The organism is Pseudomonas sp. TH04, assembly GCF_016651355.1.
Classification (GTDB): Bacteria; Pseudomonadota; Gammaproteobacteria; order Pseudomonadales; family Pseudomonadaceae; genus Aquipseudomonas; species Aquipseudomonas fluorescens.
The window spans coordinates 1,722,967-1,739,615 of sequence record NZ_JAEKEA010000001.1 but is presented as its reverse complement, the minus strand read 5'-3'; the positions used below and the strand labels follow the sequence as shown (position 1 = coordinate 1,739,615).

The following is a 16,649-nucleotide window of genomic DNA, read 5'->3' as shown; positions in this document are numbered from 1 at the left end:
TAGCGGAAACAGTATTGGCAAGGTGCCATTATTGTGCCGCTACTCAGGAAATCGGTTTTGACATGGGTCAATGCGCCGCATCAGGCGATGTGGGGCAAGCCAAAAAATGCGCGCGAGCATGCGCTGCTGTGTTCGGCCAGGTCTTCGATGGTTTCGTTGCGGTGCAGGGCGACTTCACGCAGCACTTCGGGCAAGTAGGCGGGTTCGTTGCGGCCATTTTTTGGCTTGGGGCGCAGTGTGCGCGGCAGCAGGTAGGGCGCATCGCTTTCCAGCATCAGACGGCCGCGGGGAATTTCCCTGACCAGCGGATGCAGGTGAGTCCCACGGCGCTCGTCGCAGATCCAGCCGGTGATGCCGATGTGCAAATCGAGGTCGAGGTAGCTGAACAACGCGTGTTGTTCGCCGGTAAAGCAATGCACCACGGCAGCCGTCAGGTGGTCGCGGTAACCCTTGAGAATTTCCAGCAGGCGCTGGTTGGCGTCACGCTCGTGAAGAAACACCGGCAACTTCAGCTCGACGGCCAGCGCCAAGTGTTCTTCGAGGACTTTTTCCTGCTGAGGGCGCGGCGAGAAATCCCGGTTGAAATCCAGCCCGCATTCACCCACTGCACGTACCCGGCTTTCGCTGAGCAGACCGCGCAGGCGCTGAGCACTGTCGCCGTTCCAGTCACTGGCCGAGTGCGGGTGGATGCCGGCGGTGCTGAACAGGCGTTGGCCGCTTTCATCAAGTTTTACGCACAGCTCCAGGGCCTGTTCGCTGCCATCCACACTGGTGCCGGTGAGCACCAATTGTTCCACCCCGGCGGCATAGGCGCGGTCGAGAACGGCCTGGTGCCTCTCGTCGAAACTGGGGTTGGTCAGGTTGACGCCGATATCAATGAGTTGCATGGTGCTATCTCCGCCTGCGGCCGGAAAGCATATCAGAGCTGTAGATTTATAAGAAAAACTAAGAACTACAACGAGTTATAGCTGTCTTTGAACGTCGTAAGCGACATTGTGGTGGGTCACTCGCCCTCTACCTTGCCGCCGTTGCGTGCCTTGCCAGCGCATAAAGCGCTCTGTTTCTGACCTCCAGCCCTTCGCCTTTCGCGACGGCGCTGGCCAGTATTCTTTCCGGAGAGCGGATGATCCGACCCTCGGCGTTGCTTGTGTTGTGCCTGACGTTACTGCTGCCCATGGCGGCGGTCGCACGTCTGGACGGCCCGCTGGAAGTGACCAAGCCTGGCAAGGTTCGTGATCTGGCGCAAATTCGCTCCAGCCGCACCCTGCGTGTGTTGGTCAACCAGAGCCGCAACAGTTCCGGTGAAGTCCAGGGCCAGGCCATCGGTGTCGAATACCATCGCCTGCGGGCCTTTGAGCAATACCTGAACGGTCACGCCCGTGACGGTGAAGAAATCAACCTGAAGATTATTCCCAAGGCCAAGGACCAACTGCTCGGCGCGCTGGCCCGTGGCGAAGGCGACCTGGTCGCGCCGGGTGAATTGCTCGATGTGAAGGCCGTGCACAAAATCAGCAGCAGCGACCCGATTGCCACGGGTGTGCCGTTGTGGCTGGTGGGCGTGAAGGGCGAGCGGCGGTTTACCAAGCTGGAGCAACTGTCCGGGCGCACCCTGGCGCTGACCACCGGCAGTGCGGCGGCGGACGCGATCAACCAGGTCAACCAGAAACTGGCCCTGCACAAGCAGCCGCCGGTCAAGGTGGAATGGGTCGACCCGACATTGGCCGTGGAGGATGTTTTGGAGATGGTCCAGGCCGGGATCTTCCACCTCACCATTGTCGAGAAACCGATTGCCGAGCGTTGGTCGAAAATCCTGCCCAAGTTGCGCTTTGATCGGCAGGTGGCAATCAGCGAGCCGGGCGATGAGTACTGGTTCGTGCGCCAGGATGCCTCGATGCTGCGGGCCAGCATTGATCGGTTCCTCAAGTCTTATCGCACGCCTTCCGACCAGGACGTGGCGTTTCAGCGTATCTACCGACGCCTCTATCAAGTGCGTAACCCCCTGGCGCGCGCCGATCGCCAGCGTTTGGAAAAGCTGCGCCCGGTCCTGCAAAAACACGCCCGTGAGCAGGGTATGGACTGGTTGAACCTGGCGGCACTGGCGTTCAAGGAGTCGGCCTTTGACCCTGACGCGCGCAACAGTGGCGGACCTACCGGCCTGATGCAGATCACGCCGTCGGCGGCGCAGCGCGTGGGCGTCAACAATATCGAGAGCCTCGACAGCAACGTGCAGGCTGGCGCGCGTTACCTGGCGATGATTCGCCGCAAATTCTTTGCCAGCCCAAAACTCAACGAGCGTGAACGCATGGCCTTTGTGCTGGCGGCTTACAACATGGGGCCAGAGCGTGTGCAAGGTATGCGTGCGGAGGCGCGCCGCCGAGGGTTGAACCCCAATCAGTGGTTCTTCCAGGTCGAACGTATTGCCATGGAGCAGGTGGGAATGGGTGGCGTCAGCTATGTTAATAGCGTGAACAAGTACTACTTGGCGTTTGATCGGGAGCGCGGGTCCCTGGAGCCGTCGGCACCGAAGATCGCCTCGCGAAAATAATCGGTTTTATAGATAAGTATTAGGCATTTTTTCGGCTTTTATCATTGCTTAATCCGATTAATATAGCGGCCAACCCACCCTACTTTGAAAAGGATTATCTCGATGAGCCCACTGATCAACCGCGTCCTGTCCACCCGTGCCGGTTACGGCCTGACCATTCTGCGAATTTTCGTCGGTATCATTTTCGCGGCACACGGCTCGCAAAAACTTTTTGGCTGGTTTGGTGGCTACGGCCTGGCGGGTACTGCGCAGTACATGGAAAGCCTCGGCCTGACACCGGGTACCTTGATGGCGGTGCTGTCAGGCGGTACGGAGTTCTTCGCCGGGCTGGCATTGATCATTGGTTTGCTGGTGCGCCCAGCCGCGTTGGGCCTGACCTTCCTGTCGCTGGTGGCTATTTTCTCGGTGCACATCCACAACGGGCTGTTCATGGCCAACAACGGTTATGAGTTTGCGTTGGCCTTGCTCGGCGGCGCGCTGGCGGTCTTGCTGGAAGGCGCTGGTAAGCTGTCAGTCGACCGCGCCATTGCCAACTGATACTCACGCAGCACCTTGAAAAAGCCCGCCATGCGCGGGTTTTTTCGTTGCTCGGGATTCTTGACACCGCCCCATCGGCTTCTCTAGGATGCTGCTCATGCGCCGATTTAAACAGCTAATTGCGGGGCGCCACTGGGACTCATTGCAGCCCGACAGAAGCCTGCGCTTATTCAGCGTCAGTATTCGAAATACCGCTAAAGCGCTGGTTCGGTGTTGCCTCTCACCTGCCCGCAGACTTTTGAGGCAGAGACACGACACGATGAATGCACTACGCCCCCTCATACGCCTGGCCCCGATCACTGCGGGCCTGACTCAACGTAATCCGAGAATCCTGCTGGGCGGCAAGCACCAGCCGACATTGCTGCGTTACCTGGACGGTTGGCCGCGTCGTAGCGGGCGGCCTTCGGCCTTCCTGATCCAGTTTGTGGAAGAGGGCGATTCCCTGGGCCGTTTTGCCAGCAACAGCTTTGATCTTGCCGTTATCCAGGCGCCGAGTGCCGGCGATGCCGATGAGGTGATTCGTGAACTGACGCGCATTGCCCGCCAAGGCTTGATTGCGCGTCGTTAAGGCGTCAGTGGCAGGCTGTAGCAACGACTGATCGCCGCCGTCGGTGGTAGACAAAAACTGCCCAGGCAATCAGGCATAACGGCAGCGGCACCGCACAAATCATCAGCAGTTTCAGGTTTCGTTCCATGCGATGCACCGATGCGTAAGCCTCGACCTTGAGTGCTTGCAACTCCATGGGCAGCCGCAGGCGTTCCTTATTGAGCGCTTGCAACTGGGTATTGGTGTCCACCGCTTGAGTGCCGAATTCTATGCTCGGCGGGTTTAACCGTTGCCACTCCTGTTCGGTTTGCTCAAGCCGTTTTTGCAGTTCCCCGGCTTTTTGCGTATAGGCCTGTGCGGCGGCCTCGCGCATCTGTTCCAGTGCCGTCGGGGCATCGCCCGCCATCACACGGGGTTGAATGTTCGCGAGAATGTTCGGGGCAGCCAGGTTGTCCAGGGTATTCAAGACAAACAGTACGTTGGTGTTAGGCGCCGAATTGATCACCGAATCCATCAGCAAATCCGTGTCGGCGACCACCACCACTTGGATGTTTGCGGCCTTTTGCAAACCGGGAGACTGTCCGCCGAGACCCTCTGGAAATGCGGAATAGGCCGGGCCCTCGATGCGGGCTGCTATCACCTGGCGTTGGCCGGGAGTCGTCCCGTCAATGAGTGAGTCGGATGCAGGCGCCGCTGCGACCCGGTCCGTGTCCATCAACGCGGACTGCCTGGAGCTTTGCAGCAGCGGCGTCAGCGTCGTACGGCCTTTCCTCACGCGCGACAGGGCGCCGCTGCTGGATACCACAACAGTGCTCAGTTTCCAGGTGCTCACATCGCTGGCTGTCATCGCTTGTCGTGGCAGGTTCAACCTGGCCGCGTGACGTAATGCCGGCGCGTCAGGGCTGAGTGAAGACGATAGGGCATAGACGTGGTCGACCAGTAGTTTGTCGGTCGGCATCTGTATGCCCCACGCGGCAAGCAGCCCGTCGAGCCGGGAATCCACCGCTGGCGTGTTCGCATCCGACGCGCTCACGGGATCAATGAAGATCATCAGTTTGCCGCCCCTCAATACGAACTGCTCAATCGCATACAGCGCGTGTTCGGGCAATGCGCGCGGATGCACGACCATCAGCGTGCCGATCGATTCAGGCACCTTGGAGGTGTTTGATGCCAGGCTCACCAGGTTGAAATGTTGATGCATCTGCGCCATCGCACGCCCGGCAGACTCATTCAGCGCCAGCCCCGTTAGCACACCAATGGTGGGCGGGTCGGGGTGCATCAGTTTGTAGATCAGGTGGCTGATTTCATATTCAAGCAGTGGCTCGTCATCGCGGCTGAATACATCGATTCGTTGTGGGTTCTGGCCTGCGCGAGTGCCGATGAGGCCCAGAAAACCCTGCTTGTCGTCAAGGCCGAACAGTCCGGCTTTGTAGGCATCTTCTGAATAAGGTGCCGGATCAATAACATGCAGGTTAATCATGCCCTTTGATGCTTTCTCGAACTCATTGAGCAAGTCTTCCACCCGTTCACCGTAGCGTTTTAGTGCGTGGCTTCTTTTTGGATCATGGCTCGAATTGAAGTAATACAAGTCCAACGGGTGTTCGAGTGTCGCGAGTAAGTTTCGCGCTGCGGGCGATAACGTGTGTTTTTTTTGTTGTGAAAAGTCCCAGCGTACCTCAGGCAGGTTGTTGACCCAGGACAGATTAAAGGCTAGGAACAGTAGCAGTATGACCAACAGTGTCATGCCCGTACTAAGAGCGGATCGCATAGGTTGCTTCCCTTCTCAACTGGTTTTGTAGTTGAGTGTGACCGTGCTTGCCGATAGAAAGGCAAGGATCATGCTGATGAAGTACAAACTGTCGTGAAGGGTCAGTTTGCCATTGTCGATAGTCTCGAAACGTGCGATTGGATCAAGTGCGATCAAACTGTCGATTACCCAGATGGGCGCCTGATGTTCGAGTGCATCCAAGACAGAAGAAAGTCCGCTGGCTGTCAGCAATAAACCCAATGTCACCAGGAAAATAACCAGGCGGTGGCGCGCGAGTGTACAAATAAAACAACCGACAGACAGGTAGCTGCCAGCCAGCAACCAACTGGTCAGAAATTGTGAACCGATAACAAGGTTATCGGCATTGCCGAGACAGTTGGCGAGGATCACCACCGGAAACGTGAGCATCAACGCGATACCACACACGACCCACGCGGCCAGAAATTTTCCCATCACGCGTTCTGCTGAAGTCACGGGCAGTGTTTTCATCATGTCGCGCAAGCCTGCGCAGTGTTCATCCGCCCACAGGTGTGTCGATAACGTGGGAATCAACAGCAGATAAAGCCAGGGATGCAACTGGAAAAATACGTGCAAGTCGCCACTGTCCCGTTCCATCCACGGTGTCGTATACAACCCGAGCGCTGCACCCAGCACCAGAAAGGCGGCGACACTCAGGTAGGTGCTTGGCGTGCAGGCGTAACTGGCAAGTTGACGCTTGAAAATAACGGGCAGCAGCTTCAAAGGGATACCTCGTGGCTAAGACGGTGGACAACGTCATTCAGGCGCCCTGGTTCCAGACTCAGTGACGTGATGTTCCAACTGCGGCTGGCGATCAGTGCGTTTATATGGGGGTAGATGCTGTGCCCCGGCATGGCCAGAACAGTCACGGTGCCCGGCGCATGCCGGTCCTCTTCTATGCCGGCGACGCCGGGTAATACGGCAAGGGCCAGCAAATCCAGAGGGGTTTGCGCGGCGAGCGTGACGGCTTGGTGATGTCGGGAGTTGCGCTGCAAATCGGGCAGCGGGGTATCAGCCACCAACTGACCGTCTGCGATAACCAGCGCGCGCGCGCACAGAGTGGAAAGGTCATCGCAATGACGGGAGGCGATGATGACCGTCATTTCTTCGGCCAGGGACTGGATCAGTGTCTTGAACTTGAGCAGTTGATCCGGTGCCAGCCCCTCGTTCGGTTCATCCAGCAAAAGCAGGCCCGGTGTATGCAGGATTGCTTGGGCGATGGCTACTTTGCGCTTCAAGCCAATGGAAAGCGTATCGAGTGGCGCGTTGAGCAGCCGGGATAATTCCAGGCGCATGGCGACACGATCGACCCGGCTGCGTTTTTCAGCGCCGCTGAAACCTCGCACGTCAGCGATGAAATTGAGCATGCCTTTGACGGACATGGTCGAATGGCTGAGGCCGCTCTGGAGTTGATAGCCCAGGGCTTTTTGGGCCTGAAGTGGATGAGATTGGGTGTCGAACCCTTGGACGGTGATATGCCCGGCGGAGGGTTTAGTTACGCCTGCTATCAGATTCAACAGCGTAGTTTTGCCTGCGCCATGCTCCCCAAACAGGCCTATGCATTCCTGGCGTTCGGCGCAAAACGAGAGGTGGGTGATAACTTTTCTTTTGCCCAGGTGCTTTGTCAGGCTGCTTATCTCGAGCATTTGTTTACCGAATAAGTTTTGCGAGGCGTATGAATAGGTACCCGTCATAAACGGTTGAACGCCAAGAAGGTTACGTTTAAACATTGGACTTGGGAACGTGGGGACATGTTTATCAGATAAGTCCTACGTCAGATTGGATAACTTGCTGAAACAATTGCGCTGTTTCGAGCTTATTAATGGCCGGATGTTTATCTGGTGTTTATATAAGGTTTATTCTTTCGCAATGAGGCCTGAATAGCATGATGCTTCTACGTACCCTTGTTCTTGAACGCAGCGGCCAGGATGCACCGGTCAACGGCGCACTGCTCTGCGGGTTTGCCGTCGCGCAGACCGACGCCAACTTTCTTGTCTATAGCCTGGATGAAGAGGTCGAACCAGGTAACTCGAGAGTCTATATTGCGGCGTTACGCAAGAAACTTGATCGGTATTTCCTGGGCGGTGTGGAGTCCAAGGAAGACCTGCAAGTTGCCATGCAAGTCTTCAAGCAAATCCTGATGATGGCGGCAGCCTCCGGCACTAAGACGGGTGCGGCGGTCGAATCTTCGACCCCGTTTCATTTTATTGATTTGAAAGGTTGCAAGTTGCCGCCTGCCAGGCCTGAGGATCATCATTCAATGATCATCAAGAAGGCCTTGGTCATGAAGGTCATTACCCTGGGCATGTCTGCGCCCGTGTTGCCGGCGATTGAAAGTGCTTCATTGATCGTGCCGTCCATTCGCTTCTCGTCGCAGATGGTGTCGCCGCCCCGAACCACGAACCCACCCAAGGCTACCGAACAGCCTGTCAGCGAGCCTGTCGTGCCGCAACTCCAGGACTCTCCCGTTCCAATAACGCAGGCACCGGCCGAGCCGAGTGCACCGCCGGCTCAGCGTGAGCCCCTGGAACCTGTACCGCATAAACTTCCTGCCAAGATGGAACATGCATCTATGGTTGAGGTGGACACTACGCTGACCAGTCTCGCCAAGGTCGCCCAGGAACTGGCACAGCAGAAGCTTGCTGTTATCGAACGTGAGGAAATACTTGAGCAGTGGCAGGCTCGACTGGAGCAAGAGCAGGTCGCGCTGGATGAAAAGGGCGTTGCGTTGGAGCAGCACACCACGCAGTTGCAGAACCAGACATTGGCGGTTGACCTTAAGGCTGAGCAGTTGACGCTCGCGCTGGCGCACGTGTCGGGAATACGTGAGCGTCTGCAGGGTGTGCTGCTTGAGCTGGACCACGCGTTGGACGGCCAGGGTTGAATTGACGGGTTCTCTGGTCTGGCTACTTTTCAGGGTTCATTTATTATCAACCCCAGCCGGCCGACGCCAAGGCATGATGCTGTGGCGTATCGGCACCATTGGACATTGTCTGGGGATGCAAGCGTTTGAGTACCAAGCTGATTACCAAAGAAGGTCATGAAGCGCTGAAAAAAGAGCTCGATTACCTGTGGCGAGAAAAGCGCCCGGATACCACCCGCAAGGTGACCTGGGCGGCTTCCCTCGGAGATCGCAGCGAGAACGCGGATTACCAATACAACAAGAAACTGCTGCGTGAGATTGATCGGCGCGTGCGCTACTTGCGCAAGCGTCTGGAAGACATGCGGGTGGTGGAGTACATGCCTGAGCAGGAAGGCAAGGTGTTCTTCGGCGCTTGGGTGGACATCGAAAATGAGCAGGGCGAGACCAAGCGTTTTCGAATCGTCGGCTATGACGAAATTTATGAGCGCATGGATTACATCTCAATCGACTCACCGATGGCTCGGGCGCTGTTGCGTAAGGCGGTCGACGATGAGGCTATCGTGCAGACACCCAATGGTGAGGTGTGCTGGTGGATCACCGCTATCGAGTATGTGAAGTAGACGATGGCCAGCACGCGTTACGTGCGCTGGCCATCAGCCGTTTCAGCCTTCGCGCAGCACGGTCAGCGGGCTGGCATTCAGTGCGCGGCGCGTACCAAATACGCCGGCACCGCCGATCAGCACGGCACCGATCACGGGCAGCACGAGCAACCACGCATGTGGATGCCAGGCCAGGTCGAAAGCGTAGCGGTACAGCACCCAGGTGACGAGTTCCGTGCCGAGTGCCGCCAGCAGGCCGCTGACCGCGCCGAGCAAGCCGAACTCGATCCGCCGAGCCTTGACCAGCAACGTGCGCTCGGCACCCAGTGCACGCAACAGCGCACCTTGGCGAATGCGCTCATCCAGCGTGGCCTGCAGGCCCGAAAACAACACGGCCATGCCCGCCGCCAACACAAACAGCAATACGTACTCTACCGCCAGGGTCACTTGGGCAAGAATGCTGCGCAACTGCTCCAGCAAGGCTTCGACCTGCAATATCGTGACTGCCGGGAATGCTCGGGACAGGTCGACGATCTGTTGGTCATGCCCAGGCGCCAGGTAGAAGCTGGTCAGGTAGGTGGCGGGCAGGTCTTTCAGCGTGCCCGGTTGGAAGATCATGAAGAAGTTGGGCTGGAAGTTATCCCAGTTAATGGTCCGCAGGCTGGTGACCCGCGCTTCGCGATTCTCCCCACCGATGGTGAACACCAAGTGATCGTCCAGCTTGAGCTTCAGGCTTTCGGCGACCTTGGCTTCTACCGACACGCCAGGGATGCCATCGCCCGGTTGCTGCGACCACCAGGAACCTGTGGTCAGCACGTTGCCCGGCGGCAGGTCGGCCGCCCAGGTCAGGCTCAAGTCACGCTGTACGGCACGGTCACCGCTGGAGTCTTTGCTGACGATTTGCTGCACCGCTTCGCCATTGATGCTGATCAACCGGCCCGGCACCACCGGATACAGCGGCGCTGCTTGCGCCTGCAGGTCCAGCAGGCGGGCGCCAAAGGCGTCCTTGTCGGCCGGCAGGATATTCAGGGCGAAATAGTTGGGGGCGTCCTTGGGCAACTGGTTTTGCCACGTGTCGAGCAGTTCGCCGCGCAGCAGGGCGATCAGGCCCATGGACAACAGGATCAGGCCAAACGCCAGGGACTGACCGGCTGCCGCCAGTGGGTGACGCAGCAATTGGCCCAGGCCCAGGCGCCAGGGCAGGGAGGCGCGCGCCAATAGCCGTCGCAAGCTTTGCAGCAACAACAAGAGCAGGCCGCCGAGGATCAGCGCTGCCATTACGCCGCCGCCCAGTAATGCGAAGGTCAGCACCAGATCGAGGCTCAGGCGCCACATGATCAGGCCAAGGGCGAACAGTGCGGCGCCGTACACCATCCAGGTACTGGAAGGGATCGGCAGCATGTCACGGCGCAATACCCGCAGCGGTGGCACGCGGCCCAGCGCCGCCAACGGCGGTAGGGCGAAGCCGGCGAGGGCAACCAGCCCGGTGCCGATACCTGCAACTGCCGGCAGCAACCCGCCGGGCGGCACGTCGGCCGGCAACAGATCGTGCAGGAAATAGAACAGACCAAATTGCGCCAGCCATCCGAGCACGGCACCGGTCAGGCTTGCCAGCAGGCCCAGCACGCTCAGTTGCAGGCTGAACAATACCATCGCTTCACGGCGTGACAACCCGAGGCAACGCAGCAGGGCACTGGCGTCGAAACGTCGGCTGGCAAACCGGTTGGCCGACAGCGCCACGGCTACGCCGGCAAGCAACACCGCCACCAGGCTGGCCATGTTCAAGTAACGTTCGGCCTTGCCCAGGGCGCCGCCGATCTGCTGGTTGCCGTCTCGCGAATCCTGCAGGCGCTGGTTGGCGGCAAGGCCTGGCTTGACCAGGTCGCGATAGGTTTGCAGCGCTGTGCTGCCTTGGGGCGCACGCCACAGTTCGCGATAGCTGACGCGGCTGCCGGGCTGCACCACACCGGTTGCGTCCAGGTCCGAAAGGTTGATCATCACCCGAGGCGTGAGGCTGTAGAAGTTGCCGGCGCGGTCGGGTTCATAGGTCAGGATGCGAGCCAGTCGCAGGCTTTTCATACCGACGTCGATGCTGTCGCCGACCTTCAGGTTCAGCGCCGTCAACAGGCGAGCTTCCACCCAGGCTTCGCCGGGTTTCGGGCCGCCGCCCGGGGTTTCGGCACCGAATGGCTCTGCCGCGCTTTTCAGTTCGCCACGCAACGGGTACTGCTCGTTGACCGCCTTGATACTGGAGAGCTGGATGCCGTTATCCGTGGCGATAACGCTGGAGAATTCCACGATGCGCGCGTGATCGAGGCCCAGCTCGGTCCCGGATCTGATTTGTTCGGGACGCGCCGGCGAGCTGCCTTCGAGCACCAGGTCGGCACCGAGGAACTCGGTGGCACGCAACAGCATGGCGCCGTTCAGACGTGCACCGAAGTAGCCGATGGCAGTGCTGGCTGTCACCGCCACCAGCAGGGCGAAAAACAACACGCGCAATTCACCGGCGCGGGCGTCGCGCAGTAATTGGCGCATGGCAAGGCTGAACAGGCGCAACAGCGGCATACGTGCCATCAAGGCTCCAGGGGCGCGACCATCAGGCCGGCTTCAAGGCGGATCAGGCGTCGGCAACGGTGGGCCAGGCGCTCGTCGTGGGTGACCAGCACCAGGGTCGTGCCGCTCTCTTTATTGAGCTCGAACAGCAGGTCGCTGATGCGCTCGCCGGTGTGGCTGTCGAGGTTGCCGGTAGGCTCATCGGCAAACAGCACATCCGGCTCGGCGGCAAAGGCCCGGGCGATGGCGACCCGCTGCTGCTCGCCACCGGAAAGCTGGCGGGGCGAGTGGGTCAGCCGTTGGCCCAGGCCGACGCGCTCCAGCAGGTACCTGGCGCGTTCGCGGGCGTCTTTGCGACCGTCGAGTTCCAGCGGCAGCATGACGTTTTCCAGGGCGTTGAGGCTGTCGAGCAATTGAAACGATTGAAAAACAAAACCCACGTGCTCGGCACGAATGCGCGCGCGCTGGTCTTCGTCGAGGGTGCTCAAGGCTTGGCCGGCGAGGGTGACTTCACCGCTGCTGGGCAGGTCGAGGCCAGCCAGCAGGCCGAGGAGGGTGGATTTGCCGGAACCGGAACTGCCGACGATCGCCAGGCTATCGCCCTTGTTCAGTTCCAGGCTCAGTTCGTGCAGGATAGTCAGTTCACCTTCCGCGCTGGGAACCACTTTGCTAAGGTTTCGCGCGGTGAGAATGCTTGCGCCCATGGAGAATCCGATGCGAATGTGGTTTTTGAGTGCTGGCCTGGCCTTGATGTGCATGGCCCAGAACGCAGCGGCGGGTACAGTCCTGATCGTTGGGGATAGTATCAGTGCCGGTTTCGGACTGGATACCAGCAAAGGCTGGGTAGCGTTGTTGGGACAACGGCTCAAGCGCGAAGGTTTCGACGATAAAGTGGTCAACGCCTCCATCAGTGGCGACACCAGTGCCGGAGGCCTGGCGCGGCTGCCGGCGGCGCTTGCAGAGCATAAGCCAGACGTCGTGATCCTTGAGTTGGGCGGCAATGACGGTCTGCGCGGCCAGCCGCCAGCGCAATTGAAACAAAATCTTGCGTCGATGATTGACCAGTCCAAGGCCGGTGGTGCCAAGGTGCTGCTGTTGGGCATGCAGTTGCCACCTAATTACGGGCCGAAATACACCACGGCCTTTGCCGAGGTGTACGGGGCCTTGGCCAAGGAGAAAAGTGTCCCGTTGGTGCCGTTTTTCCTCGAAGGCGTTGGTGGCCACCCGGAACTGATGCAGGCCGATCAGCTCCACCCGGCAGTCGGCGCCCAGGGCAAGTTACTGGAAAATGTCTGGCCGACGCTAAAACCGCTGCTATGACGCTTTTCTAGCGGCAGGCTTTCGGCTAAGGTGGCGCCCCCCCGATCTGGAGCCCCCGATGTCGCGCCCTGCCTGGTCCCTGTTCAACTACCAACTGATCGAGCCTGACGAGCAGCTGGATCTGTTCGCCTGCCAGGAAGTCCGGGTGCATCTGGTGGCGCGTCAACTGGAGTTGGGCGGCTCGATCGACCGCACGCTCTGCGGCACTTTATTGCCGGCGCAACCACGCTGGTCGGCGGTGGATCGTTCGATCTTTCAGGACCAGCGGTTGTGCCCGTTGTGCCGGGCGATTCTCGAATCGCAAAAGCGCGGCACGCCGCTGATCTGGCCGGAACTGCGCTTCGAATAGCAACGGCGCGGACAGATGCTTGCAGCGCGCTTCACGTATACAATCAATTTTTTCCTACCCGTCGTTCTGCGAAGGATTTTCCGGATGTTGTCGCGCCTTTCCGTCGTTACCTGCTGCCTGTCTCTCGCTGCTCTGTGTGCGGCCGGTTCGGCGTCAGCTTTGCAGTTGCCCTTGCCACCGCCGGGTGAAGACATCGTTGGTCAGGTCCAGGTGATCAAGGCCAAGTACGAAGACACCTTTGCCGACCTGGGTACCACCTATGACCTGGGCTACTCGGAAATGGTCGCGGCCAACCCGGGTGTCGATGCCTGGTTGCCTGGCGCGGGCACCGAAATTGTGCTGCCCACGCGTTTCATCCTGCCGCCCGGGCCCCGTGAAGGCATTGTGATCAACCTTGCTGAATACCGGCTCTATTACTACCCCAAGGGCCAGAATGTGGTTTACACGTTCCCGCTGGGGATTGGCCGCGAGGGCTGGGGTTCACCCGTCGCCCACACCACCATCACGGGCAAGATCCCCAACCCGACCTGGACGCCACCCGCCTCGATCAAGGCCGAGCATGCCGCCAACGGTGACCCGCTGCCTAATGTGGTGCCGGCCGGTCCGGATAACCCGCTGGGGCCGTTCAAGTTCACATTGGGCACGCCGGGCTATTTGATCCACGGCTCCAACATGAAATTTGGTATCGGCACGCGTACAAGCCACGGCTGCTTCCGCATGTTCAACAACAACGTGCTGGAGATGGCGAGCATGGTGCCGGTGGGCACGTCGGTGCGCATCATCAGCGATGCCTACAAGTTCGGCACCAGCGGCGGCAAGGTCTACCTGGAAGCGCATACGCCGTTGAATGATGACGGCACACCGTCGGTCGTCGACAAGCACACCGCGGTGATCAACGCCTTGCTCAAACGCGAAGACCTGGCCAATAACCTGCGGGTCAATTGGGATCAGGTGCGTGACGTGGTGGCGGCGGAAGACGGTTTGCCAACCGAAATTGGCGTACCGGGCGGCAACGCACCCGTGGTGTCGAGTACCCCGGTCGACCTGCAGCAATAAGCGCGCTCGATCAAACGCCCGCCCTGGCCTTGCGCTGCGGCGGGCTTTTTATTGCGCGCGATTCAGGGCTGAATCCCGGGCAATAAAAAAGCCGATCCAAGAATGGATCGGCTTGATAACAACCCCGAAGGATTATTACTTGCGGCTTGCTTTTTCAAGCATGCGCAGAGCGCGCTCGTTAGCTTCGTCAGCAGTCTGTTGTGCTTTTTGAGCAGCAGCCAGAGCTTCATCAGCTTTACGGTAGGCTTCGTCTGCACGAGCCTGGGAGCGAGCTGCTGCGTCTTCAGTTGCAGTCAGACGAGCTTCGGTTTCTTTGGAGACGCTGCTGCAACCGGTAGCCAGAACTGCGGCCAGAGCCAGAGCAGAGAATTTCAGAACGTTGTTCATCGTGTTCCCCTTCAAGGACTTTCTATTAAATGGCTACTTTCTCAGAGTGAGCTGATAGCCGGCGTACATACTACTCATTACTTGTAGTAAGTAAACTGACGTAGCGCAAGAAGCAAAAAAAATTCTTGCGCCGAATCTATTTTGGCTAATCTTTTGGGGGTTTGTATAAAAACTATCCAGAAAATTTCATATCAGTGGGAACTGGATCCAAGCTGAAAGGTCCGGCCCGCATGTGTCGGGCCTGCCCGACAGATGAAGATTTATATATCGATGTTGACACTTTTTTTCTGGGCGCCTTTGCCTCACCCGGTATCTTTTGCGCATGTAGAGGTGACTTTAAGAGCGGCAGTTCGTCTCAAGCTTCAACTGCCGGCAATGTTCAGGCTATCGATCGCTGATTGATCGAGGCTCTTTCTGTAACCACCAGCGGCAGGGGATGACGCGTGCGCCTTGAGCTATTGCAGGATTGGTGCCTACTATTCTCTACGTGCTGGTTGTGAGCGCTATAGGTTTTCTCGTTGTCGAAACCGGCACGGGGTGGCGTAGATGTTCCTTCGCCGGAAAAACATCGGTAAGGTAGGGGTCGACATTCAAGACCCGCGAGGAGTAGTGATGAGCGAGGCGTTGTCCATCCACCATGACCAGGCTGGTCATCAGTTCGAGACCAATGTGGACGGTCATCGTGCCTATCTGACCTACATGGACCTCGGGAAGCAGACCCTGGATATCTATCGTACCTTCGTGCCCAACGCACTGCGGGGCCGTGGCATTGCTGCTGCGCTGACCGAGGAAGCGTTGAAGTTCGCAGAAGAAGCCGGGTACACCGTGATCCCTTCGTGCTCTTACGTAGAACGCTACATGGAGCGCCACCAGCGCCATGCCGCGAAGCTGTAACTGATCAGGCGCACACAAAAACGCCGGGCTTAGCCCGGCGTTTTTGTGTGCGCAATTGTGCGGCTCAGGTGCGTTTGCGTTTAGGCAACACGTCCTTGAGCTTGGCGTGCATGCTGCGCAGGGTCGTTTCGGTGGCCGCCCAATCGATGCAGGCATCGGTGATCGACACGCCGTACTGCAAATCCGCCAGGTCTTTTGGAATTGCCTGGCAGCCCCAGTTCAAGTGGCTCTCGACCATCAAGCCGATAATCGACTGGTTGCCTTCAAGAATCTGGTTGGCGACGTTTTCCATCACCAGCGGTTGCAGGGCCGGGTCCTTGTTGGAGTTGGCGTGGCTGCAGTCGACCATGATGTTCGGCTTGATCTTGGCTTTGTTCAGTGCCTGTTCGCACAGTGCAACGCTGACCGAATCATAGTTGGGCTTGCCGTTGCCACCGCGCAATACCACGTGGCCGTAGGCGTTGCCTTTGGTGGTGACGATCGACACGCCACCTTCCTGGTTGATCCCCAGGAAACGGTGCGGGCTGGACACCGATTGCAGCGCGTTGATCGCGACCGTCAGGCCGCCATCGGTGCCGTTCTTGAAGCCCACGGCCGAAGACAGGCCGGACGCCATTTCACGGTGGGTCTGGGATTCGGTGGTGCGCGCGCCGATGGCCGACCAACTGATCAGGTCCTGCAAGTATTGCGGGGAGATCGGGTCGAGGGCTTCGGTGGCGGTGGGCAGGCCCATTTCGGCCAGGTCCAGCAGCAACTGACGACCAATGTGCAAACCGTCCTGAATCTTGAACGAGTCGTCCAGGTACGGGTCGTTGATCAAGCCTTTCCAGCCGACGGTGGTCCGCGGTTTTTCGAAATAGACGCGCATCACCAGGTACAGGGTGTCGGACACTTCCGCCGCCAGTACCTTGAGCCGCTCGGCGTATTCGTGGGCAGCCTTGAGGTCGTGGATCGAGCACGGCCCGATGACGACGAAGAGGCGGTGGTCGGTGCCGTCGAGAATGTCACGGATGACTTCGCGGCCCTTGGTGACGGTCTGCAGGGCAGCGTCGCTCAGAGGGATTTCGCGCTTGAGCTGATCGGGCGTGATCAGGGTCTCGTTGGATTCGACGTTTAGGTCATTGATCGGTAAATCAGCCATCGTGTTACTCGTCAGGGTCACGGGTGCCGGCCGCCAGCCATCCCCGTGCGGCGGAGCACAGCATGATTTGAA

General features: G+C 58.9%; 17 protein-coding genes. 9 read left to right on the top strand and 8 right to left on the bottom strand.

All coding sequences use genetic code 11. The features are described from left to right. Nucleotides 1–80 precede the first annotated feature (80 nt). Complete coding sequence (locus JFT85_RS07705) at nucleotides 81–887, bottom strand: TatD family hydrolase (RefSeq protein WP_053255129.1); 807 nt, start codon at nucleotides 885–887, stop codon at nucleotides 81–83. A 236-nt stretch (nucleotides 888–1,123) separates the two neighbouring features. On the opposite strand from JFT85_RS07705, the gene JFT85_RS07700 reads away from it, so the two are divergent. The 3 genes from JFT85_RS07700 (at nucleotide 1,124) to JFT85_RS07690 (ending at nucleotide 3,650) form a co-directional block, all read left to right on the top strand. Further along, nucleotides 1,124–2,545, top strand: a complete 1,422-nt coding sequence (locus JFT85_RS07700) for a transglycosylase SLT domain-containing protein (RefSeq protein WP_201229612.1) — start codon at nucleotides 1,124–1,126, stop codon at nucleotides 2,543–2,545. Between the two features lie 102 nt (nucleotides 2,546–2,647). Then, complete coding sequence (locus tag JFT85_RS07695) at nucleotides 2,648–3,082, top strand: DoxX family protein (protein ID WP_053255131.1); 435 nt, start codon at nucleotides 2,648–2,650, stop codon at nucleotides 3,080–3,082. Nucleotides 3,083–3,341: 259 nt separating this feature from the next. Further along, complete coding sequence (locus JFT85_RS07690) at nucleotides 3,342–3,650, top strand: class I SAM-dependent methyltransferase (RefSeq protein WP_201229604.1); 309 nt, start codon at nucleotides 3,342–3,344, stop codon at nucleotides 3,648–3,650. A gap of 4 nt (nucleotides 3,651–3,654) precedes the next feature. On the opposite strand, the gene JFT85_RS07685 is transcribed toward JFT85_RS07690, so the two are convergent. From JFT85_RS07685 to JFT85_RS07675, 3 genes are read right to left on the bottom strand one after another with little or no spacing between them, the layout of a single operon-like run. Further along, on the bottom strand, nucleotides 3,655–5,397 hold the full coding sequence (locus JFT85_RS07685) for a Gldg family protein (RefSeq protein WP_201229602.1): 1,743 nt from the start codon (nucleotides 5,395–5,397) through the stop codon (nucleotides 3,655–3,657). Nucleotides 5,398–5,412: 15 nt separating this feature from the next. Further along, a complete protein-coding gene (locus tag JFT85_RS07680; protein WP_053255134.1) occupies nucleotides 5,413–6,138 on the bottom strand; it encodes an ABC transporter permease in 726 nt (241 codons plus the stop codon). Further along, entirely contained in the window at nucleotides 6,135–7,061 is a 927-nt protein-coding gene (locus JFT85_RS07675) for an ABC transporter ATP-binding protein (RefSeq protein WP_053255357.1), read from the bottom strand. The genes JFT85_RS07680 and JFT85_RS07675 overlap by 4 nt, the downstream gene beginning before the upstream one ends. A gap of 239 nt (nucleotides 7,062–7,300) precedes the next feature. Here JFT85_RS07675 and JFT85_RS07670 point away from each other — a divergent pair, with 239 nt between their 5' ends. Together JFT85_RS07670 and greB are read left to right on the top strand one after the other, a co-directional pair. Continuing rightward, entirely contained in the window at nucleotides 7,301–8,299 is a 999-nt protein-coding gene (locus JFT85_RS07670) for a hypothetical protein (RefSeq protein ID WP_201229596.1), read from the top strand. A 125-nt stretch (nucleotides 8,300–8,424) separates the two neighbouring features. Next, nucleotides 8,425–8,898, top strand: a complete 474-nt coding sequence (gene greB / locus JFT85_RS07665; protein ID WP_053255136.1) for a transcription elongation factor GreB — start codon at nucleotides 8,425–8,427, stop codon at nucleotides 8,896–8,898. Between the two features lie 42 nt (nucleotides 8,899–8,940). Here the strand turns inward: greB and JFT85_RS07660 are convergent, their stop codons facing one another. Both JFT85_RS07660 and JFT85_RS07655 read right to left on the bottom strand, forming a co-directional pair. Then, nucleotides 8,941–11,451 carry an ABC transporter permease gene (locus JFT85_RS07660; RefSeq protein ID WP_169875848.1) on the bottom strand — a complete coding sequence of 837 codons (2,511 nt, stop codon included), beginning with the start codon at nucleotides 11,449–11,451 and terminating at the stop codon, nucleotides 8,941–8,943. Continuing rightward, nucleotides 11,451–12,134, bottom strand: coding sequence for an ABC transporter ATP-binding protein (locus JFT85_RS07655; RefSeq protein WP_053255138.1), 684 nt, complete (start codon nucleotides 12,132–12,134; stop codon nucleotides 11,451–11,453). The genes JFT85_RS07660 and JFT85_RS07655 overlap by 1 nt, the downstream gene beginning before the upstream one ends. A 10-nt stretch (nucleotides 12,135–12,144) precedes the next feature. Here JFT85_RS07655 and JFT85_RS07650 point away from each other — a divergent pair, with 10 nt between their 5' ends. The 3 genes from JFT85_RS07650 (at nucleotide 12,145) to JFT85_RS07640 (ending at nucleotide 14,155) form a co-directional block, all read left to right on the top strand. Then, the gene (locus tag JFT85_RS07650) at nucleotides 12,145–12,750 is read left to right on the top strand and encodes an arylesterase (protein ID WP_053255139.1); all 606 of its coding nucleotides are present in this window, start codon (nucleotides 12,145–12,147) and stop codon (nucleotides 12,748–12,750) included. Nucleotides 12,751–12,808: 58 nt separating this feature from the next. Then, nucleotides 12,809–13,099, top strand: coding sequence for a hypothetical protein (locus JFT85_RS07645; RefSeq protein WP_053255140.1), 291 nt, complete (start codon nucleotides 12,809–12,811; stop codon nucleotides 13,097–13,099). 84 nt (nucleotides 13,100–13,183) lie between these two features. Further along, complete coding sequence (locus JFT85_RS07640) at nucleotides 13,184–14,155, top strand: L,D-transpeptidase family protein (protein WP_053255141.1); 972 nt, start codon at nucleotides 13,184–13,186, stop codon at nucleotides 14,153–14,155. 135 nt (nucleotides 14,156–14,290) lie between these two features. Here JFT85_RS07640 and oprI read toward each other — a convergent pair whose 3' ends face one another. Beyond that, nucleotides 14,291–14,542 carry an outer membrane lipoprotei OprI gene (oprI, locus tag JFT85_RS07635; RefSeq protein ID WP_003172710.1) on the bottom strand — a complete coding sequence of 84 codons (252 nt, stop codon included), beginning with the start codon at nucleotides 14,540–14,542 and terminating at the stop codon, nucleotides 14,291–14,293. Nucleotides 14,543–15,154: 612 nt separating this feature from the next. Here oprI and JFT85_RS07630 point away from each other — a divergent pair. Continuing rightward, nucleotides 15,155–15,436, top strand: coding sequence for a GNAT family N-acetyltransferase (locus JFT85_RS07630; protein WP_003189869.1), 282 nt, complete (start codon nucleotides 15,155–15,157; stop codon nucleotides 15,434–15,436). A gap of 64 nt (nucleotides 15,437–15,500) precedes the next feature. Here the strand turns inward: JFT85_RS07630 and JFT85_RS07625 are convergent, their stop codons facing one another. After that, a complete protein-coding gene (locus tag JFT85_RS07625; protein ID WP_053255142.1) occupies nucleotides 15,501–16,577 on the bottom strand; it encodes a 3-deoxy-7-phosphoheptulonate synthase in 1,077 nt (358 codons plus the stop codon). Nucleotides 16,578–16,649 lie beyond the last annotated feature (72 nt).